Source organism: Candidatus Magnetaquiglobus sp. (genome assembly GCF_058402785.1).
In genome coordinates this window covers 1-19,114 of record NZ_JBZVFG010000001.1, presented here as the reverse complement: position 1 = coordinate 19,114, position 19,114 = coordinate 1, and the positions used below count along the sequence as shown (strand labels likewise).

Below are 19,114 nucleotides of genomic sequence, written 5' to 3'. Positions count from 1 at the left end.
CATGGTCGTGGCGGGGAAACGCGGGAACTCTTTCGACTTTCGGTTAATCATGGTGTATGATTGACCGATTGCATCAGAATGGGTTCTGTCTGAACATCGTGGCACACCCGTCCGGGGGCCACGCCAGGAGGGGCGAGGGGGTTCTCTCCCCAGGATGCACCATTCGTATCGCGGATGAAGAGCGAGGCCCATGATCGATCTGTCTGAAAAGAGAATGAACCGCCCCATGGGTGGTGATGGTCGTCAGAATGCCCGGCTGCTCAAAATCCTTCTGGAGAACAGTGCCGATGGTGTGCTGCTGTTGGATCGACGCGGCGTGATCCAGGGGGTCAACGATGCCTGCGCCTTGTTGACCGGTTATACGACACGCGAGTTGAAACACCGCCATGTCCGGCGTTTCTGGAAGCACGAAGGGGTCGGCGATCAACTGACCACCATCGGAGATGCCTTGTGGTTCCGGGGATACTGGATCGGTCACATCACCCTGCCGGTCAAACGGGGTGGAACGGCTCGGTTCTCACTCAAGGTCATGGCCGTTCTGCCGGATCAGGGACCGGTGCGCACCATCGTCGCGCAACTCGGCAGAATCGACGGTGGCGCGGCGGGGTCCGCCTTTTTGTCCGATCCCATGTTCGAGCATGGTTCCGAACGTCCCTTGTCAACGGAGTCGTCCGACTCCACCTGGGATCCCTTGACCGGCCTGCCCAACCTGGCGCTGTTTCAGGACCGCCTGCGTCAGGCCCTGTCCCAGGCCGCGCGTCGTCAGCACGCGGTGGGTCTGATCTTCCTGGATCTGGACAATTTCGCCGTGATCAACGACTCGCTGGGCCGGGAACGTGGCGACGAGGCGTTGCGGGAGGTGGCCCGTCGTCTGGCCCGGTGTCTGCGGACCAGCGACAGCGTGGCGCGCATCGGTTCGGACGAGTTCGCCCTGCTTCTGATCGACATCGACGATGTGACCGCTGCGGTGCGCAATGTCAGCGTGGTGGCGCGCAAGCTCCATGAGATCCTGGATGAGCCGATCGTCATGGGCAGCACGGAGTTGCGGGTGTCGGCGGCCATGGGGATCACCCTCTCCCCCCAGGATGGCCACGAGGCTTCCCAGTTGTTGAAAAACGCCGCCACCGCTCTGTCACACGCCCGTCGTCGGGGCCGCAACAACTATCAGTTCTTTTCCCAGGAGATGACCGAAACCGCCAAGCGCCGTTTCGCGATGGAGACCAGTTTGCGTCATGCCATCGAACGGGAGGAGTTGGTGCTCTATTACCAACCCCAGGTGGATCTGGATACCGGCCTGGTGGTGGGCGCCGAGGCCCTGGTGCGTTGGAAACATCCGGAACGGGGTCTGGTCTCCCCCTTGGAGTTCATCCCCGTGGCCGAGGAGACCGGCTTGATCCTGCCGATCGGCGAATGGGTGCTGCGTACCGCCTGTCGGCAGTTGGCCGACTGGGGCCGGATGGGGCTGCCGATGATTCGCGTTGGGGTGAATCTGTCGGCCTTGCAGTTCCAGCGACAGGATCTGGTGAAGATCGTCGATTCGTGTCTCAAGGAGACCGGCATCGATCCGCAGTGTCTGGATCTGGAGATCACCGAAAGCGCCATCATGGAGGATGTGCAGAAGGCGGTGGATGTGCTCAACCGCATCAGCGCCATGGGGGTCAAGCTCTCCATCGACGACTTTGGCACCGGCTACTCGTCGTTGAGCCAGCTGCGCCATTTTCCCTTCAAGACCTTGAAGATCGATCGCTCCTTCATCCGTTCCATCGAGAACAATCCAGGTGACGCCGCGATCGTCAGCGCCATCATCGCCATGGCGCACAGTCTGCATCAGACCGTGATCGTCGAGGGGCTCGAGACCGATGCCCAGCTGGAGATCATGCGCAATCTGAACTGCAACGAAATGCAGGGGTATCTGTTCAGCGCGCCCACCTCTGCCGAGGCTTTCACCGAAATGTTGCGGCGTGGCGCGTCGCTGTCGCCCAAGGAGGGGGTGTGAACGGTTTTTTTCCCCATCCGAGAGTTCCCCGCGAGTGGATGCGCAAGCTGACACCCGAGGAGGTCAATCAACTGCCGGTGCGGCGCTGGGATGGTCCGATCCGTCTGATCCGCGACGACGCCGAGGCCGAGGAGGCCGCCGTCCTTCTGGCGCGCGAGTCGGTGCTCGGGTTCGATACCGAAACCCGTCCGTCGTTTCGCAAGGGCGAGAACTATTTTCCGGCCCTGGTACAACTGGCGGGGGCCGAGACGGTCTATCTGTTCCAGCTCAAGGGGATGGAGCGTTTCGACGCCTTGTCCGCCATTTTGAGCGATCCGGCCAGGCGCAAGGTAGGGGTGGGGCTTGATTACGACGTGCGTGCCTTGCAGACGCTCTTTTCGTTTCAACCGCGCGGATTCATCGATGTCGGCGAGGTGGCCCGGCGTGCGGCGATCGCCAGTCAGGGGTTGCGCGGTTTGGCCGCGCATTTGTTCGGCATGCGTATCTCCAAGCGGGCCCAGTGTTCCAACTGGGAGAATCCGGAACTCAAGCCGTTCCAGCTGGTTTATGCAGCCACGGATGCCTGGATCAGCCGGGAGATTTATTTGCGCATGCACGAAACCGGGGTTTTCTCTTCGCCGTTGGCACCGGTTGGGTGATCGGCTGGCGGGGGTGGGGTGGATTCAGGACACCCATCATTGCAGGGGACGGGAGACCGCAAGGTCCCCGGCTCAAGTGCGGAGACGGAGTTTCCGAGTTTTGGCTTTTGATTTCAGTTTTTCAAACCGCACCCATTAAGGGATGCGTCGTTCCATGATCAAGGGTCCAGGGGATGATCCCCCTGGTGGGATCCCAGGGCAAAGCCCTTGGGACGTTGCTTTTGACTTGAGCGCGCTCTTCTCTAAAGAAGCCTTTTTCGCGTCTTTGGCGAAACGATCCCGCGAACATGGTCTGGAAAGCAGACCGACGAGGGGCACCCTTGATCCACTAGGCGTCATTGATCCCTGGACCCTGCCAGTTGGGGACATGAAGGGTTGGCGATGGGTGTGTCTGGTACGGCGTGAATGGCGCAGGGTGCGTTTGATGCGACGTGAATGGCGCGGGGTGCGGAATCAGTGGACCGTGACCCGAGAGAACTTGCCGGGCTTGGTCTGGGTCGGCCAATCGTCGGTCTGGATCACCTCGTCGGTGAGCAGACGTCTGGCGCGGTGATGGATCTCATCCCACATCAGGGTGAGCTTGCCAAGTTGGGCCACCATCAGATCGGTATCGGAGGTGGGTGGGAGCGCCTCGGTGGTGGTTTCGTCGGTGTCCCGGATCGAGGCGATGCCAATCAGCAGCGAACGACGGGCTTGGGCGGCGATGTGAGCGATTTTCTCCAGGGAGTGTGAATCCAGGTGGGTGAGATCGGCTTCAAACAGTCGCAAATCCATGATTCGTCTCCGGGTGCCACGCGATGTCCGACACGAGGGTGCTGGGGCGGATGGTCCACGCTGGCCATCATTCTATCTCACTATAATCTAAATTGCGTTTAAACGCCATGAAAAATGCGCACGGGATTCCTTCTTGGTTGCGAAAATCCTCCCCGGTTGGTTCATTCTTGTCTATCTTTTTGATTCTATTGTTTTCATCCTTTATGGTTCCGGCAACGCTCCTCCAGGCGGAGGAGCGTGTCCCCTTTGGCGGTCCGGTGCTGCGGGTGGAGAGCGGCATGCATGCCGGCTTGGCGCGGCGCATCGATTCCGATGCCGAAGGGCGTTATCTGGTGTCGGTTTCGGATGACAAGACCCTCAAGATCTGGTCGATCGGGGATGGCCGGTTGCAATCCACCCTGCGGGTGCCGATCGGCCTTGGCAACGAGGGGTCCCTGCATGCCGTGGCCTTCTCGCCCGATGGCCGGACCGTGGCGGTCACCGGTCAGACCGGTCCGGAGTGGGACGATGGCTATTGCATCTACCTGATCGACGTGCAGGGTGGAGAGATCCGGCGGCGCATCGTCAATCTTCCGGAGGCGGTGACCCACATGGCCTTTTCTCCCAACGGGGTGTTTCTGGCCGCCGTGTTCGGGGAACGTGCTGGTTTGCAGGTGTTCACCATTCCGGACGGAACCCGGATCCATGCGAGTGAACCCTATCAGGCGCCGGCCAACTGGGTCGATTTCGCCCCGGATGGTCGCATGGTGGTCAGTTCCTACGATGGCGCCTTGCGCATGTACGATGCCAATTTTCGTCCCAGCGTGGCCAAGCAGTTGGCCAAGGGCGGCAAACCCCATGGGGTGGCTTTTTCGCCGGATGGCAAGAAAATCGCCGTGGGCTTTCGCGATCGGGCCACGGTGGCGGTGTTGTCCGCGGATGATCTCACGTTGAGCTACCTTCCGGATGTCTCCGGCGTGGTCGGGAATCTCTGGACGGTCGGCTGGTCCGCGGATGGGACCCGTCTGCTGGGCGCGGGAAGCCATGCGGGGCGGGGGAAGTCGCTGATCCGCTGGTGGAGCCATGGCGGGTTGCCGGATGGCAACGGGCGCGGCGAGTATGTGGATCTGCCCGCCTCGAATGGCAATGTGATGCAGATTCTGCCCCTCAAGAGTGGTGGCGTGGCCTTCACCGCCGCGGATCCGGCGTTGGGAGTGTTGGACGGGCAAGGGTTCGCGGTTTTCACCCGCGAGCGCGCTATCGCCAATTTCCAGGGCGGTGCCAGACGTCTGCTGGTTTCGGATCGGGGCAACGTGGTGGAGTTCGACTACGACCCCTCGGGGAGCAATCGGGGACGGTTCACGGTGGACAAGCTGTTGTTGCAGACCGCTCCGACTCCGGGAGCCGGTTTGCACGAGCCCCTGGTCGCCACGGACGAGGTGAACGTGACCGGTTGGTGGGGAGATGGGACCAAGGTGACCTTCAATGGCATGGAGTTGTCGATGTCGGAGAAGGAGATCTCCTGTTCGTTGGGCATCGACGCCAAGAACCGCTTCTTTGCGCTCGGAAGCTCTTTTTCCCTGCGGCTTTATCTCCGTTCCGGGCAGTTGCGCTGGCAGGTGCATACGCCGGGTCCGGTGTGGGCGGTGAATGTCTCGGGTAACGGGCAATGGGTGATCGCGGCCCTCGGCGACGGGACGATCCGTTGGTATGACGCCATGCGTGGCGAGGAGAGCATGGCGTTGTTCGTCTCCAAGGATCAGCAGCGCTGGGCGGTGTGGTCGGCACGGAACTTTTTTGCCGTTTCTCCGGGCGCTTCGAGCCTGATTGGCTGGCACGTCAACCGTGGCAAGGGGCAATTGGCGGAATTTTATCCAGCCGGCCAGTTTCCGCAGTATCAGAATCCCGAGTTTTTCAAGACGTTATTTCAACAGTGATGTGGTTGTGTTGTTTGGCATGGAACCTGCAAGGATTGTCTGCAAAGATTAAGGCGTGTTCAGAACCTCTTTCGCTCTTGATGGATGCAGTCCCGGAGGCAAACCATGAAATACGTGGTGGAACTTTTCGATGGCAAACGGATTCGCGGCCTGTTGATGGATCGGCAACGCAAGGATGAACTGCTGGCCGCCCTCGACCACATCGACCCGGCGTTGGGGATGGTGGTGCTGGAGATCACTCCGCAACCGCTCTGGAAAGCCGAGCGGGAGGTGGAACAGAGCCGTCGGCGCACGATCGGCTGGATGGATCCGGCCCGTACCGTGCCGGTGGACCGCATGATGGCGTGAGCGGTGGGGCCGGCGCAAGGAATCTGGGGCTGCCCGCCCCAGGCCCCGGCGCAAGGAATCTGGGGCTGCCCGCCCCAGGCCCCGGCGCAAGGAATCTGGGGCTGCCCGCCCCAGGCCCCGGTTCCCCTTCCACGCGCCAGCAGGTCGGTCGCTCTTACACCGCCTGCATCGCCTTGAGCAGCGGTTGCACGTCCCCCAGATGCATGTCCCCCATCGGGTAGAGCATTTGCTCCTCCTTGATGTTGTGCTGACGCATCAACACCATCAACGTGCTGGCGCCCCGGGTCACCCCGGAAACATCCCCGCTGGCGACCGCCTGTCCCATCTGACCGATTACCCCCAGCATCTGCCGATGCTCCATGCGCATCACCATGGTCGGACCCTGGGTCATGCCGGTGGCCTGCTCGAAGGCCGGGAAGAACCGCTTTTCCTCCATGTCGAAATGGTGCACCATGGCGACCTGGAAGGCGGCGAACCGTTGCCGGGTCGTCTCCAGATCCCCGGCCTGGGCGGCGTTTTCCATCTCGGCATAAAGCTCGTCGCACCGTTCGTGGTCAAATCCCATGAATTCGCCAATCCCGCGCATCCGGCCACCCGGCACTCGACGCACCGTCACGCGCCACCGCTCCGGACCGTTCTCCAGAGGCAACCAGTCGAACTTCCCCCAGTTGGAAGCCTGAAAGGGCTCCAGCAGGGTTGCCAACGACGCGTCACCGATCAACTCCAGGGCGTCCCCCTCGGTCAGGGAGGCGAAACTGGCGCTCAAACGCTCCAGACGCGTCGCGTCATCCATGCCCGTCAGATTCAATACCGTATTGTTCATGGTGTGTCCTTGTTTGTAAACTGGCATGATGGGGGGAGGACCCCCTCGCCCCCCGGACCATGAGCATCCCTTTCGGGAGTTTCACGGTAACTTAGCATGATGGGGGGAGAACCCCCTCACCCCCCGTACCATGGGATCTCCCTTCGGGAGTTCCATGGTAAACCTGTGCGGCGGTCCAGGCCTGCGACCGCCCCCTTCACCACCCCGTTGCGCGTTTGAACCCTTGATCGCGCCTGTGTCGCGGAATGAAGATAAACCTTCGTGGTCATGACGGCCTTGACATTCATCAATCCTGGCGCAACGATCGCGAAAAAATATCATTCTCGCATCCATTCCTATACATCGAAGAGACCACCCATGCTCACGCGCCACCGCTCCGGACCGTTCTCCAGAGGCAACCAGTCGAACTTCCCCCAGTTGGAAGCCTGAAAGGGCTCCAGCAGGGTTGCCAACGACGCGTCACCGATCAACTCCAGGGCGTCCCCCTCGGTCAGGGAGGCGAAACTGGCGCTCAAACGCTCCAGACGCGTCGCGTCATCCATGCCCGTCAGATTCAATACCGTATTGTTCATGGTGTGTCCTTGTTTGTAAACTGGCATGATGGGGGGAGGACCCCCTCGCCCCCCGGACCATGAGCATCCCTTTCGGGAGTTTCACGGTAACTTAGCATGATGGGGGGAGAACCCCCTCACCCCCCGTACCATGGGATCTCCCTTCGGGAGTTCCATGGTAAACCTGTGCGGCGGTCCAGGCCTGCGACCGCCCCCTTCACCACCCCGTTGCGCGTTTGAACCCTTGATCGCGCCTGTGTCGCGGAATGAAGATAAACCTTCGTGGTCATGACGGCCTTGACATTCATCAATCCTGGCGCAACGATCGCGAAAAAATATCATTCTCGCATCCATTCCTATACATCGAAGAGACCACCCATGCTACCCACCGCCGGACTGCGCATCGATCAGGCCCCTCCCATGAGCCTGCCGTTTCGTTTCTTTGCCACCGCGCCGCTGTTTCTCATGCTCGCCGGCGCGGGGATGATCCATTGGGGCGGCGAACTTTTCATCGCGCCGCTCATGCCGATCAGCGTGGCCACCTTGCATCTGCTGCTGCTCGGTTGGATGGTGATGATCGTTTGCGGGGCGATGATCCAGATGATTCCGGTTCTGGCCGGCATCCCGGTACCCTGGCCCGGAACCATCCCTTGGGTCCATGGCGGATTGATCGTGGGTACCCTCGCGCTTGCTCTGGGTCTGGCCAGCGAACCGATGGTGCCGGGTGTGCTTGTTTTCGCGGCAGTCGTTCTGCTCATGGCCTTGGGCGGATTTCTTGTACCCATTGCCGCCGCGTTGGTCAAGGCTCCGGCGAAACATCCCACGGTCAACGGCATGCGGTTGGCCATGGCGTGCCTGGTCGGAACCACGTTGTTCGGGGTGATTTTTCTGGTGGAACATGCCTTTGGATTCATCGACCTCGACCGGCGCATCCTGGTGGGGATCCACCTTGCCTGGGGACTGCTCGGCGGCATGGGGGTGCTGATCCTCGGGGTTTCCTTTCAGGTGCTGCCGATGTTCTACATGACCCCGGCCTTTCCCGCCCAGGAGTCACACCGCATCCTGATCGGCCTGGCCATCTCCCTGCTGCTGCTTCCCGTGGCACTGGTCGTCGCCGGCGTGGACGCCATCTGGGTTTGGATCGCCGCCTTGCCGGGTCTGGCTGGTTTGATCCAATATGCCATCACCATCCGGACCATGCTGCGCGAGAGAAAACGCAAACGGGTCGATCCCACCCTGCGCCTGTGGCTGTTCGGGTTTGGGTGCGCCGTGGTCGCGCTTGTCCTGCTCGCGGCATGGCCCGCCACCGAGGAGGGGGGGTGGCGGTTTCTTTTTGCCACCCTTTTTGTGTTGGGTTGGGTGACTCCTGTCATGATCGGCATGCTGCATAAGATTGTGCCGTTTCTGGTTTGGTTCCATCGTTTCAGTTCGCTGGCCGGACTGGTCGAGATCCCGATGATGGACGATCTCACACCGGAGCGGGTCGTCGATGTTCAGGTGGGACTGGTGATCGGTTCGGTGGTGGCGTTGCTGGTGGGGATTCCGACCGGGTGGGAATCTCTGCTGGTGCTGGCCGGGATCGGCTGGATCGCGGTGGGGGGGGTTCAGCTGTATGCGTTGTGGTTCGCTTTGCGCATCAAGCCGCCCGAAGCGCCGGTCATGCCGGATTTCGCCAGTTTCTTCAAGGATATGCCTGTCGCTCCCACACCGGGGAACACCATGCCCGAAAGGTGAGCCACGACAGGATTCGGGATCGATCCCCTTTTGGGGAAAGGGGTGGATCAGACTTGATCGGTTGTTGACGAAGTGCGTGGAAATAACCTTGCTTCGTGCTATGGTAGGCTTGTTGGGTCGTTGGTTCCACACGTTTTGGGATTGAGCGACGGAGACTGAGATGAGCGATACCCTGTTCGGGAGCGCCTGGAGCGGATTGCCGAGTTCAAGGCGTTCTTTCCGCGCTACGCCGATTGTCGGGCCTGTGGCGCCGTGGCGGCCATGGTGATCGATGAGAATGTGCGCCGTTTCGCCATTCACCAGGGGTTGTTCGTGATCGAGCAGGCGGGTGAGACCCTGCGCATGGCCAACGAGGCGTATTTCGTGCCGCGCTGCTGGTCGCAATCGTGCGTGTCTTTTCGTGGCCCGCGCGGAGCGATACCATCATGCCTCCCCCACCCGCAGCGGTGTCCGGCGCGCCCCCCAGGTGCCCGGAGTTTCTTGAAAACGGCCTGGAATGGCCATGCCGCACTGTTGGCAGTTCCCTTCGGGGGTGACTCCCCAGCGTCCCAGTTGATAGCCGCGCCGTTCGATCAGAAGCTCCCCGCAACGGGGACACCAGGTGCTTCCGCCGCGCCAGTCGTTGACGTTGCCGGTGAAGGCGAAACGGATGCCGTTTTCCAGGGCGATGCGGCGTGCCTTGAGCAGGGTTTCGAGCGGGGTGCGCGCCAGGTCGCGCATCTGCCAGTCCGGATGGAAGGCGGTGAAGTGGATCGGCACCTCGGGTCCCATCTCCTCGGCCACCCAGTTGGTCAGGGCATGGAGTTCCGCGTCTGAATCGTTTTGACCCGGAATCAGCAAGGTGGTCAACTCCACCCAGACGTTTGTCTCCCGCGCCAGGTGTTTCAATACGTCGAGGACCGGTTGCAGGTGCCCGCCGGTCAGTTTCCGGTAGAACGTCTCGGAGAAGGATTTGAGATCCACGTTGGCCGCGTCCATGTGCGAGAAGAACCAGGCCGCCGGTTCCGGCTCCATGTAGCCGGCGGTGACCGCCACCGAACGGACGCCGAGCGCCCGGCAGGCCAGGGCGGTATCCACCGCGTATTCCGCGAAGATCACCGGATCGTTGTAGGTATAGGCCACGCTCAGGCAACCGGCGCGGGCGGCGGCGGTCGCGATCATCTCCGGGGTGGCCTTCTCGGCGATGCGCTCCATGTGTCGGGATTTGCTGATGTCCCAGTTCTGACAGAACTTGCAGGCCAGGTTGCATCCGGCGGTGCCAAAGGAGAGGATCGAGGTGCCTGGATAAAAATGGTTCAACGGTTTTTTTTCGATCGGATCCACGCAAAAGCCGCTGGAGCGGCCATGGGTGGTCAGCACCAGCCGATCGGACTCGCGGGCGCGCACGAAACAGAAGCCCCGTTGTCCTTCGGACAGCTCGCAGTGACGCGGGCAGAGTTCGCAGACGATCTTGTCGTTCTCCAGAGTGCGCCAGAAGCGGGTGGGTGTCATGGCGGTTCGGTTCCGTGCGATCCTTGACTTGGCATTGAGGGGGAGAACCCCTGCACCTTCTTAACTCTGGACCTCCCCGACGGGAGTTCCAGGGCAGGAGGGCGTGGGTGGCATCATCATACCCGAGGAAGCATTGAATTCCTATTCCATCTGTGGCTTAATAGACATGGCCTGCGCGGTTGTTATGCATGTCGCGGGGGGGTTCGACGAACTTTCAACGTCCAAGGAGTGATGCATGGAAAAAGCCATTGATATCATCAAGCAGGCCCTGCGTAACGAGCTTCACGCTTCCGCGTTTTTCGCCAAGGCGGCAGAGTTGACGAAGGATGACGAGTCCAGGATGCTGTTCCTGGAACTCGGCGGCATGGAAGACGATCACGCCGCCGCTCTCGTGAATCGGTTGAAAAATGCCCCGTGCGCCAAGGACATGGATCTGCCGGCCTTGTTGAAGCAACTGGAAAACTCTCCCGAACCGGTTCTGCCCGCCGCCGAGATGACGATCATCGAGAACGGCGATCCCCGTGCGGTGTTGCGTCTGGCCATCGACCTGGAAAATCGTGCCATGCAGACTTATGCCCGCCTGGCCGAAGAGAGCACCGATCTGGAGGTCAAGAGCTACTGCCTGGATCTGGCCAAGGAAGAGGTGAGCCATGCGACGGCCTTGACCAAGCTCCTGCGCAGCCTCGACATGGACGAGGATGACCGTCCGGGATTGTGAATCGCGGAGGGGTTGTCAAGAAAAATGCGAAACCGCACCCAGTTTGGAAGGTGTCGTTTTGACCGTCGAAAAAAAGAGAGCGTCTGGGAGATTCCCATCCCAGGGTTTTGCTGTTGATTTTAGGGCGCTCTACAAAGAAGCATGTTTCGCGTCTCTTGCAATGCGCCGCGCGCAGCTTTACATGAGCGTCGTTTCCGTTTGTTGGAAACGACGCTCATGGTTGGCTCGGCAGCCTTGAGGAAAACGACGCATCCCATGATGGTTGCGGTCGAGAAGCCGGGGAGGAGACTCTCCGGCTTTTTCTTTGGTTCCGTTCGGGTGCATCCCGGTGGGTGGGTTATTTTCCGGGCCGGTAGGGCGGATGGTAATCCAACACCAGCCGGCTCTCCCCGGCGGGCAGTTCGATCCCCTGAAAGGCGTGATCCACCGGTCGGATCGTTCCGGGCGTTCCGTTGATCGTCACCCGCCAGTAGGGGTCGTGGGCGTTGGTGATGAGGAGCCATCCCGCGCCGTGGCTGGTGGCGGTGATCTCCAGATGATCCGGCGTGTAGCGGGTGAAGCGCGCCTCGCCCTGGGCAAGGGGGCGGAAGGTTTCAGACCACTCCGGAAAATCGCGCCGCTCCATGAAAAGAGTCGTGGCCAACTCCTGGAGGGTGGCCCGCTCCATGGCATCGAGCAGAGTGGATCCATCCTCGAACAGCCGTGCCCGTTCCGGCACGATCAGTCGAGGCAGGGCCGCGCGATTCTCGTAGACGTAATAGGCGTTGTGGGGGATCGATCCGGTCAACGTCATCCAGACCTTCTCCCGCAGCCGTTTCTCCTCCCACGTCCGGCCCTGGGCCAACTCCTCGCGCGGATCGTGCCATGGCGCCAGCGATGGATGTTGCAATGGCCATTGGGAGATCAGAAAGCGGGCATTGGCCAGGGAGAGCAGTTCGATGTTGAACCAGTCGTTTACCTGGAGCGTGGCGCGCTCGGCGAAGCGCGGTTCCGGGCGCATGAAGAGGTAATACCATTTGATGGTGCGTTCCCGTTGTTCCGGATGGGCGGCGAGGGATTTGGCGATCACCCGGCGCCAGAATTGGTGGTAGCGGGCCGAATGGAGCCGGTAGTACCCATCCACGCTTTCGAGGCCGTAGGCATGGAGTTGTGCCGGGTAGATCCGGTCCCCGGAGGCGCTGGCGACGGTTGGCGGCCAGGTGCCGACGCTGCCGACCCGGAAGGGTGTGGTGGCGTGGTCGCCGAGCGCGCCGAGTTTTTTCAGCACCGGATTCTGGAACTGTACCGCGAAGTTGTCCGTGGAGAACCGGTGCAGGAGTTTGCGGGTGGTGTCGCTCCAGCTGATCAGGGGGAGGAGCAGGGCGAGCGCGGTGATGGTCGTGATTCCGATGCGACCGGCTTTGGGGAGGGTTGCGTTGTTCTGGCGTGCCAAATGGAGCCCGGCCCCACCCAGAAGCGGACCTAGAAAGATGGTGAACTGATTGAAATCAAGAAGGTTACCCCGTCCCGGCGAGATCCACTCTTGCCACATGCATTGCAGCCAGAAACCGAACTCGGAGCCGATTGCAACGATCATGTGCAGCGCGAAGAGTCGCCAGGCCCAGGTGGCCCGGCCCTTGGCGATCAGCATGCCGATCGCAAAAAGGCCCAGATAGAGGCCGTTCTGAGGGAAGAGACGCCAGCCGATGACATCCCACACCTGGTGGAACATGTCGGCGAGGGAGGGGATCGGGATGGGTCCGGTCAACGGATCCATGCCTCGGGAGGTCACCGGGCTGTAGGCGAGCAGGGCGAGCAGTTGCGGGGTCTCGCCCAAGGTGATGCCGAGGGCGAACAGGGTGCAGGGAGCCCAGATTGCCGCGGTCCGCCGGCCTCGCACGATCCGGAACCAGAACGGCAAACCCACGAGAATGAAGAAGGTGTAGAGAACCGATTGGGCCACCAGGGCGGTGAAGAGTCCCAGCAGCAGAGCCAGCGGGAGGGGGCGCCAACCAGGCCGGGCGAGAATGTTTTCGAACAGCAGCAAGGTCATGGCAATGGCTGGCAGGCCGAGGGCATCGAGCAGTCGGATGTCCTGGACCCCCCAGAGATACAGGGAGAAGGCCAATCCCGAGAAGGTGGCGGCGACGGGATCGAAGCGGAGTATCTCGCGGCAGAGGCGAAAGGTGAAGTAGCCGGCCAGAAACCGTTGCAACCACATCACCAGACCGTGGACCGCCCAGGCCGGCAGCAGGAGATAGGGGAGGCCGTCGATGAGAAAGCTGTCCACATTGGGGTGGATCAGGGAGGGCATGCCCGTGCTGAACTTGGGTTGCCAGTAGGTGATCCCGTGGGTGAGCAGATCGCGGGCCGCGGCGATTCTCAAGGGTATGTTGAAATCGGCGTTGTCCTGGATGCGCAGGTAGGAGTAGGGGCCCAGGATCCAATAGATGGCCGAGATCAGCAGGGACCAGGCCAGCCAGAAGAGGAGTCGGCGGGGCGGATGTTCGGGCTGGTTGGCGTCGGCAGAGGTGAGGCGTTGAAACATCGCACGGATCCGGAGCGGTCAAGAGCACGCGGGGCGGGTTGGTCCTTATGCCCGGATTGGTCAGAGGGGGTCCACGGCAAGGGACGGGCGAAAATTATCCGCCATTCGATCACGTTAATGATTCAATCCGCCAGAGTCAAGTTCAAACGGCATTTTACCATGGAACTCCCGAAGGGAGGGCCATGGTACGGGGGGTGAGGGGGTTCTCCCCCATCATGCAAGTTCCCATGGAACTCCCGAAGGGAGGGCCATGGTACGGGGGGTGAGGGGGTTCTCCCGCCAACATGGTTAAGCTCGGCAAGCGGTCGCCAGGTTGATCAACGCGCTGACCCGCCATGCGTCATCATCGCTTGCACGGGTTGGTCGTGGTGCTCCATGCGATGGGATATGGCCTTCCGCGGGCATTGGGACTATACTCGACGCGATCAAGATCGCCTCGCGAAACGGTGACGAGGTTGGCTCGAGCGATGGGTGGCGGGATGACGATGGCGGGAAACGCGAAGAGTGTGGAGAAAAAACGCGCGGAGAGGGCCAGGGAGTTGATCCGGGATCTGGTCATGCCCTCGCGTCCGGATCTGTTGCTGGAGGCGATGCGCGCCCAATCCGGCTTTGCACCCGATCCGATGGCCGTGACCGCCTTGATCCTCGAGGATGTGGCCTTGGCGGCGGCGGTGTTGCGCGCGGCCAACCAGGAGCTGGAAGGGTGGAAACGCCGGGTCGCCTCCATCGAGGGGGCGGTGGCCTTGTTGGGCTTCGACCGGGTGCGGGCCATCGTCTCCGAGCAGTTCCTGAGCGCCTCCCTGGTGGCTCGCGAGGGGCCCATGCAGAGCCTGCGTCTGCGTGCCGTGGCTTCGGGTCGTTTGGCCGCCCGTCTGGCGCGCCGTCTCCCCGAGGTGGCGCCCAACTGTCTGAATGGCTATCTTCCCGCCGTGGCGCCCGACGAGGCCTATACCGCCGGATTGCTGCATGACTGTGGACTGATCGCCATGCTGCGTGCCTATCCGGATTATGCTCTTTTTTGCCGGCAGACCCATGGGCAAGGGGCGGTTGATCTGGTGGCCGCCGAGAATGCCCGCTACGGCACCAACCATACCCTGACCGGTTATTGGCTGCTACGCTCCTGGAAGGTTCCGGAGTCGCTTTGTGATCTGGTGGGCGTGCATCACCGGGTGGACGATTTCAACCGCCCCGGTCGCAAGGCCAGCGAACGCCGTTTGTTGGTCCTGCGGGCCATTCTGCATCTGGCCGCCTCGGTGTGCGGCGGGGATACTCCGTCGGCGTGGCTGGTCGCGCAAGAGCCCATCGCGACCTTTTTCGGGTTGGAAACCAGCCAGTTGGAACGGTTGCGCGCCGCCGAGGGGGGCGATTGAGTGCGCAAGTTCCATGATTGGCTTGGATTTTTGTTTAGAAGTATGTTCTAATACGCATCGACAGTCGCATGGGCTGCAATCATCGCATCCATGAGCGGCTGTTTGGTGATTCCATGCATGGAATCACCAAACCTGCACAAGTCGAAAGAACGATTCGTGCTTTTTAAAATTGCTGCGCAATTTGGCGGGCCATCCATGGCGCGCGTCGGCTGTTTGGCATTGGCCAAACAGCCTCTGAGGAACATCTGACTCTTGATTGGAGGATGTCATGGCACAAAAAAAGAAAGTCAAGAAGAGAGAGCCGAACAAATCCGAAGCCAAACAGTCCGCGGTTCTCCAGGATCCGCGCGTCGATGCGCTGGAAAAACGGATTGCCAGCCTGGAAAAACAGGTGAATCAGAAAATGGATCAGCTGGCCGAGCGCAACTCCGCCCTGCTGCGCAAAACCACCGAACAGATGCGTCAACTGTCCGATCGTCAGGCGGCTCTGCTGCGCATGACCACGGAGCGTGAAGCGCAACTGTCCGAGCGCAACTCGGCCCTGCTGCGCAAGGTCACCGAGCAGATGGATCAACTCGCGGAGCGCAATGCCGCCATCCTGCGCAAACTCAACGCTCCCGCCGAAAAGGCCAAAGCCGCGGACAAATGATCCGCATCTGAGTCCTGGAGCGTTTTTTTCCGGGGGGCGAAACATTGTCGGTTCGTTGTCGCGCGATCGTCAAGGCGTGGATTGTCGTCCACCCCGAGCGCGATGCACGACTCGTTCGTATCCAAGGGGAGAGGGGCATGTTGCGAGAGGGGTGGTTTGGATTGACGCGGTTGCGTCTTGTGGCGGGCATTTTATTGGTGATGGGGATGGCCGGTTGCGCGGCGACTCCCGAGCCGGTTCCTCCGACCGGCAAGGAGATGGTCGAGGCAACGACTGTCGCGCCACAACCCCAGGTTCATGTCGCGGAAGTGGCCAAGCCGCCGGTTGAGGTGTCGCCGGGCATGTCCGCGGCAGGCAAAAACTGTCCGTGCTGCAAAAAGAGCTGCGTGGCGGCGGATATGAAAGACGGTCAATGCGCCAAATGCGCCAAGTCCGCCAGGAAGTGCGATTTGAGCGCCAAGAAGGCCCTGTCGTGCGACAAGAAGCGTGATGCTTGCGCCAAGATGAAACAAGGCAAAAAATCCTGCAAGCCGGGCGCCATGGCGGGCAAGGGGTGTGACAAATGCCCCATCCCGGCCAAGTGCGATCACGAGGCCATGAAGGATGGCTGCTGCGCCAAGTGCGGCACGGATGTGCAGAGCGGCAAGAAGTGCGAACTGCCGGCCATGATGCCTGGGATGATGGACCACCAGCATCACTGATGACGCGCCCGCGCCGGCGGCTGGTTTGGTGTTGATGACGCGCCCGCGCCGGCGGCTGGTTTGGCGTTGATGACGCGCCCGCGCCGGCGGCTGGTTTGGTGTTGGCCGTGTGTTGTGCAGGTGGACGGGATCGATCGGCGCCGGAAAAGGTGACGATCGATCCCGTTTTTACCGTTTATGTTTGGGATCCGGGAAGGGATCCTGTCGGGATGAGAACCGGACATCAGAAGGGATGCCATGATCATGGATGCCAGGCGGGTGAATGACGGGAGCAGGCAGGTGCGACCCGGATTGTCGTTCGAGTTTTTTCCTCCACGTCAGCCCGAGGGGGAAAAACTGTTTTGGAACACGCTCGAAACGTTGATTCCCCACCGTCCGGATTTCGTTTCCATCACCTGCGGGGCAGGCGGAAGCCGTCAGAGCGGGAGTGGTGAGCTGGTGCGTCAGGTGCATGAACGCACCGGTTTGCACACCGTGGCCCATCTGACCTGCGTGGGAGCCAGTCGGGCCGAACTGACCGAAATGTTGCGATTCTATCAGGGATGCGGCATTCCGTCGATCCTGGCCTTGCGCGGGGATCCGCCGCGCGGGGAACCAGAGGGCGCTTTCGAGCGCGGCGCGTTTCGTCATGCCGAGCCGTTCGTGGCCTTCATCCGCGAGTATTTCCCCGAGTTCCGTCTGGGTGTGGCCGCCTATCCCGAGGGCCACCCCGAGACCCCGGACAAAGCGCGGGATGAGCTGCATTTCCGGCGCAAGGTCGAGGCGGGTGCCGATTTCGCGGTCACCCAGTTCTTCTTCGAAAACGAGGTCTATTTCCGCTTTGTCGCGTCGTGTCGCGAGAAAGGGGTGAATGTTCCGATCCATCCCGGCATCATGCCTGTTACGGATTATAAGCAGATCAAGCGGTTATCCGAGCTGTGCGGATCAGCCCTGCCGGCTTGGCTCACCTCGCGTTACGAGGCGATTCGGGATGATCCGGAGGCGATGTTGCGCACCGGCGTGGAGATCGCGGTGGCCCAGTGTCGGGATCTGTTGTTGCGAGGCGCGCCGGGATTGCACTTCTTCACGCTCAATCAGTCGTTGGCGGTACCGAGGATTCTCGATGCGTTGTCTGAGGAGTTCTATGCCGGGTAGGTTGTTCGCGCCCAACGGATCACTCGGGAGAACGTAGGCCGGGTGACCCGTTGGGCACGAGTTTTTTGTAAACCGGCTCACTTTTTGAAGTGAACCGGTTTATTTTTGTTTGCTTTTGTCCGTCTCAGGCGGGTTCAACAAGGTCTGTGCCGCCTTGGCCAGGTTTTCCGCCTGGAGCGGGGTCAGTTCCAGGGATACCGGGCGTCCTGGCGGGCTGATCCAGGTGTGTTTTTCATCTTTGTGCAGAGGATGGATCCGTGTCTGTTCTCCGGTGCCGAGGGTGATGGTCAGCCAGGCCGGGCCTTGGCGTCGCGCATCTCCGCGGTGGGCATCCTGGGTCAACATCTCTTCGAGGGTGCTCCATTCCGGGTTGGGCCATTTCCCCTCCTTTTTCTCCGCTTCCAGAGACTTGCCCTCACTTTCCAGTTTCATGCCGTTGATTTCCAATTTGCTTGCCACCGGGCGCATGGCCACCAGATCCATGGGGTTCTTGTCCAGTTCTTCGATGATGTATCTGGGCAAGGACAGTCCATCCGGCTCACCGGGACGCATGGCCAGATTTTCTGTCTCGTTCTTGTAAACCGGTATATGTTCTGTTTCGCCGTTGGTGGTGGTTAACGCGATGAGCCAGTCCGGGTCGCCGTTGGGTGTGGTTTTGCGGAACTGGGTACCGGATGAGCTGGTCAGAGCAAAGCTCCAGGCGCGCAATCGGTTGTCATCGGCCCGATCGACGAGTGGCACCTTCAGATCCCAGCGATCTTCGTTGCTTTTGGTGACCGTGATGTCGCCCTGGGCTTTCCGTTTGACCGTGATGGAGGTCAGATCGACGGCCTGGGTTTTGGCCAGGTGTTTGTCGCGGAGCATGTCGTTTTTTTGCAGGAGTTTGGTCAACTCCTTGTCATCGATCATCACCACCGGCCCTTTTTCGCCCAGGGCGAGGTAGCGTTTTTTGGTCGAGGCGGGTGCGGTTCCGCCGATCAGGATCAATCGTTCGGCATGGGCGTCCTGGACCTTGAGGCGTGCCAGGGGGGTTGTCAGGCCGAAGGCGGAGGCATCGGTGATGGTATCGGTGATTTTTTTCTCATAGGATTTGGAGAGGATTTCCAACAGTCCTTGTACGGCTTCGTTGTTGGTGCGCAGCCGGGCGGGTCCGGTGATTTGCCAGCCATTGTTCTCTTTGGCGATGGTGAACGTTTCGCCTGTGTTGTCGCGGAACTCCAGGGTGGTGACGGTTTCGGCGCGGATGGGGCTGATGGCGCGGGACTCCTGGTCTGCCCGCTCCTTGGCGGTTTCCTTGGAGTCGGCCCACCAGAGGCCGCCGCCGGCCAGGCCAAGAATGATCAACAGAACCAGATTGTTGCGCCAGCCTTGGGACATGGGTGCCTCGTGAAGCGTCAAGAGTGGTTGTTGGATGTGCAAGTGCAAGTGCAAGTGTTACGGGGGACCGGGGGCGATTATCGTCCCCGGCGGGGGCGGGGCAGAGCCCCGCGAAGTTGATTTTGTTTTGTCTTTTGTCTTTATGTCTTTCGCGCGCTTTTCACGATAAGCTTTTTTTCGCGTTTTTTGCGAAAAAAAGCGCAAGCGCGCGCCGTCCTATGTGCCATGGATCGTTGCCGCCTTTTGGCAACGATCCATGGCGAATGGCTCACGAAGACAAGCCGCCTCCGGCGGTCTGCCTGGAGGAGAGAACCGCCTCCGGCGGTCTGCCTGGAGGAGAGAACCGCCTCCGGCGGTCTGCCTGGAG

16 protein-coding genes are annotated in these 19,114 nt (G+C 61.0%); 10 read left to right on the top strand and 6 right to left on the bottom strand.

Annotated elements, in window-relative coordinates; genetic code table 11:
* Positions 1-190 precede the first annotated feature (190 nt).
* On the top strand, positions 191-1,996 hold the full coding sequence (locus tag ACV4UY_RS00080) for a sensor domain-containing protein (protein WP_491605638.1): 1,806 nt from the start codon (positions 191-193) through the stop codon (positions 1,994-1,996).
* Entirely contained in the window at positions 1,993-2,634 is a 642-nt protein-coding gene (locus ACV4UY_RS00075) for a 3'-5' exonuclease (protein WP_491605637.1), read from the top strand. Before ACV4UY_RS00080 ends, ACV4UY_RS00075 begins: the two co-directional genes overlap by 4 nt.
* A 453-nt stretch (positions 2,635-3,087) precedes the next feature.
* Here the strand turns inward: ACV4UY_RS00075 and ACV4UY_RS00070 are convergent, their stop codons facing one another.
* Positions 3,088-3,408, bottom strand: a complete 321-nt coding sequence (locus tag ACV4UY_RS00070; RefSeq protein WP_491605636.1) for a hypothetical protein — start codon at positions 3,406-3,408, stop codon at positions 3,088-3,090.
* A 203-nt stretch (positions 3,409-3,611) separates the two neighbouring features.
* On the opposite strand from ACV4UY_RS00070, the gene ACV4UY_RS00065 reads away from it, so the two are divergent.
* Both ACV4UY_RS00065 and ACV4UY_RS00060 read left to right on the top strand, forming a co-directional pair.
* A complete protein-coding gene (locus tag ACV4UY_RS00065) occupies positions 3,612-5,324 on the top strand; it encodes a WD40 repeat domain-containing protein (protein ID WP_491605635.1) in 1,713 nt (570 codons plus the stop codon).
* Between the two features lie 105 nt (positions 5,325-5,429).
* Positions 5,430-5,672: a hypothetical protein gene (locus tag ACV4UY_RS00060; protein WP_420905858.1), complete on the top strand. Its 243-nt coding sequence runs from the start codon at positions 5,430-5,432 to the stop codon at positions 5,670-5,672.
* 154 nt (positions 5,673-5,826) lie between these two features.
* Here the strand turns inward: ACV4UY_RS00060 and ACV4UY_RS00055 are convergent, their stop codons facing one another.
* Together ACV4UY_RS00055 and ACV4UY_RS00050 are read right to left on the bottom strand one after the other, a co-directional pair.
* Positions 5,827-6,495 (bottom strand): hemerythrin domain-containing protein, encoded by a 669-nt coding sequence (locus ACV4UY_RS00055; RefSeq protein ID WP_491605634.1) that lies wholly within the window; start codon positions 6,493-6,495, stop codon positions 5,827-5,829.
* Positions 6,496-6,830: 335 nt separating this feature from the next.
* A complete protein-coding gene (locus ACV4UY_RS00050; protein WP_491605633.1) occupies positions 6,831-7,067 on the bottom strand; it encodes a DUF2249 domain-containing protein in 237 nt (78 codons plus the stop codon).
* A 357-nt stretch (positions 7,068-7,424) separates the two neighbouring features.
* On the opposite strand from ACV4UY_RS00050, the gene ACV4UY_RS00045 reads away from it, so the two are divergent.
* Complete coding sequence (locus ACV4UY_RS00045; RefSeq protein WP_491605632.1) at positions 7,425-8,780, top strand: hypothetical protein; 1,356 nt, start codon at positions 7,425-7,427, stop codon at positions 8,778-8,780.
* A 423-nt stretch (positions 8,781-9,203) separates the two neighbouring features.
* Here the strand turns inward: ACV4UY_RS00045 and amrS are convergent, their stop codons facing one another.
* Positions 9,204-10,271 carry an AmmeMemoRadiSam system radical SAM enzyme gene (amrS, locus tag ACV4UY_RS00040; RefSeq protein WP_491605631.1) on the bottom strand — a complete coding sequence of 356 codons (1,068 nt, stop codon included), beginning with the start codon at positions 10,269-10,271 and terminating at the stop codon, positions 9,204-9,206.
* Positions 10,272-10,506: 235 nt separating this feature from the next.
* On the opposite strand from amrS, the gene ACV4UY_RS00035 reads away from it, so the two are divergent.
* A complete protein-coding gene (locus tag ACV4UY_RS00035) occupies positions 10,507-10,989 on the top strand; it encodes a ferritin-like domain-containing protein (RefSeq protein ID WP_491605630.1) in 483 nt (160 codons plus the stop codon).
* 337 nt (positions 10,990-11,326) lie between these two features.
* Here the strand turns inward: ACV4UY_RS00035 and ACV4UY_RS00030 are convergent, their stop codons facing one another.
* Entirely contained in the window at positions 11,327-13,516 is a 2,190-nt protein-coding gene (locus ACV4UY_RS00030; RefSeq protein ID WP_491605629.1) for a DUF6044 family protein, read from the bottom strand.
* A 485-nt stretch (positions 13,517-14,001) separates the two neighbouring features.
* Here ACV4UY_RS00030 and ACV4UY_RS00025 point away from each other — a divergent pair, with 485 nt between their 5' ends.
* From ACV4UY_RS00025 to metF, 4 genes are all read left to right on the top strand, one after another.
* A complete protein-coding gene (locus tag ACV4UY_RS00025; RefSeq protein ID WP_491605628.1) occupies positions 14,002-14,886 on the top strand; it encodes an HDOD domain-containing protein in 885 nt (294 codons plus the stop codon).
* A 268-nt stretch (positions 14,887-15,154) separates the two neighbouring features.
* On the top strand, positions 15,155-15,535 hold the full coding sequence (locus ACV4UY_RS00020) for a hypothetical protein (protein ID WP_491605627.1): 381 nt from the start codon (positions 15,155-15,157) through the stop codon (positions 15,533-15,535).
* Positions 15,536-15,672: 137 nt separating this feature from the next.
* On the top strand, positions 15,673-16,236 hold the full coding sequence (locus ACV4UY_RS00015; protein WP_491605626.1) for a hypothetical protein: 564 nt from the start codon (positions 15,673-15,675) through the stop codon (positions 16,234-16,236).
* Positions 16,237-16,473: 237 nt separating this feature from the next.
* Entirely contained in the window at positions 16,474-17,370 is an 897-nt protein-coding gene (metF, locus tag ACV4UY_RS00010) for a methylenetetrahydrofolate reductase [NAD(P)H] (RefSeq protein ID WP_491605625.1), read from the top strand.
* A gap of 99 nt (positions 17,371-17,469) precedes the next feature.
* On the opposite strand, the gene ACV4UY_RS00005 is transcribed toward metF, so the two are convergent.
* A complete protein-coding gene (locus ACV4UY_RS00005; RefSeq protein ID WP_491605624.1) occupies positions 17,470-18,747 on the bottom strand; it encodes a DUF4340 domain-containing protein in 1,278 nt (425 codons plus the stop codon).
* Positions 18,748-19,114 lie beyond the last annotated feature (367 nt).

Coding starts and splice junctions, on each gene's coding strand:
- ACV4UY_RS00080 (WP_491605638.1), top strand. CDS start 191: ATGATCGATCTGTCTGAAAAGAGAATGAACCGCCCCATGGGTGGTGAT.
- ACV4UY_RS00070 (WP_491605636.1), bottom strand. CDS start 3,408: ATGGATTTGCGACTGTTTGAAGCCGATCTCACCCACCTGGATTCACAC.
- ACV4UY_RS00065 (WP_491605635.1), top strand. CDS start 3,612: ATGGTTCCGGCAACGCTCCTCCAGGCGGAGGAGCGTGTCCCCTTTGGC.
- ACV4UY_RS00060 (WP_420905858.1), top strand. CDS start 5,430: ATGAAATACGTGGTGGAACTTTTCGATGGCAAACGGATTCGCGGCCTG.
- ACV4UY_RS00055 (WP_491605634.1), bottom strand. CDS start 6,495: ATGAACAATACGGTATTGAATCTGACGGGCATGGATGACGCGACGCGT.
- ACV4UY_RS00050 (WP_491605633.1), bottom strand. CDS start 7,067: ATGAACAATACGGTATTGAATCTGACGGGCATGGATGACGCGACGCGT.
- ACV4UY_RS00045 (WP_491605632.1), top strand. CDS start 7,425: ATGCTACCCACCGCCGGACTGCGCATCGATCAGGCCCCTCCCATGAGC.
- amrS (WP_491605631.1), bottom strand. CDS start 10,271: ATGACACCCACCCGCTTCTGGCGCACTCTGGAGAACGACAAGATCGTC.
- ACV4UY_RS00035 (WP_491605630.1), top strand. CDS start 10,507: ATGGAAAAAGCCATTGATATCATCAAGCAGGCCCTGCGTAACGAGCTT.
- ACV4UY_RS00030 (WP_491605629.1), bottom strand. CDS start 13,516: ATGTTTCAACGCCTCACCTCTGCCGACGCCAACCAGCCCGAACATCCG.
- ACV4UY_RS00025 (WP_491605628.1), top strand. CDS start 14,002: ATGGCGGGAAACGCGAAGAGTGTGGAGAAAAAACGCGCGGAGAGGGCC.
- ACV4UY_RS00020 (WP_491605627.1), top strand. CDS start 15,155: ATGGCACAAAAAAAGAAAGTCAAGAAGAGAGAGCCGAACAAATCCGAA.
- ACV4UY_RS00015 (WP_491605626.1), top strand. CDS start 15,673: ATGTTGCGAGAGGGGTGGTTTGGATTGACGCGGTTGCGTCTTGTGGCG.
- metF (WP_491605625.1), top strand. CDS start 16,474: ATGATCATGGATGCCAGGCGGGTGAATGACGGGAGCAGGCAGGTGCGA.
- ACV4UY_RS00005 (WP_491605624.1), bottom strand. CDS start 18,747: ATGTCCCAAGGCTGGCGCAACAATCTGGTTCTGTTGATCATTCTTGGC.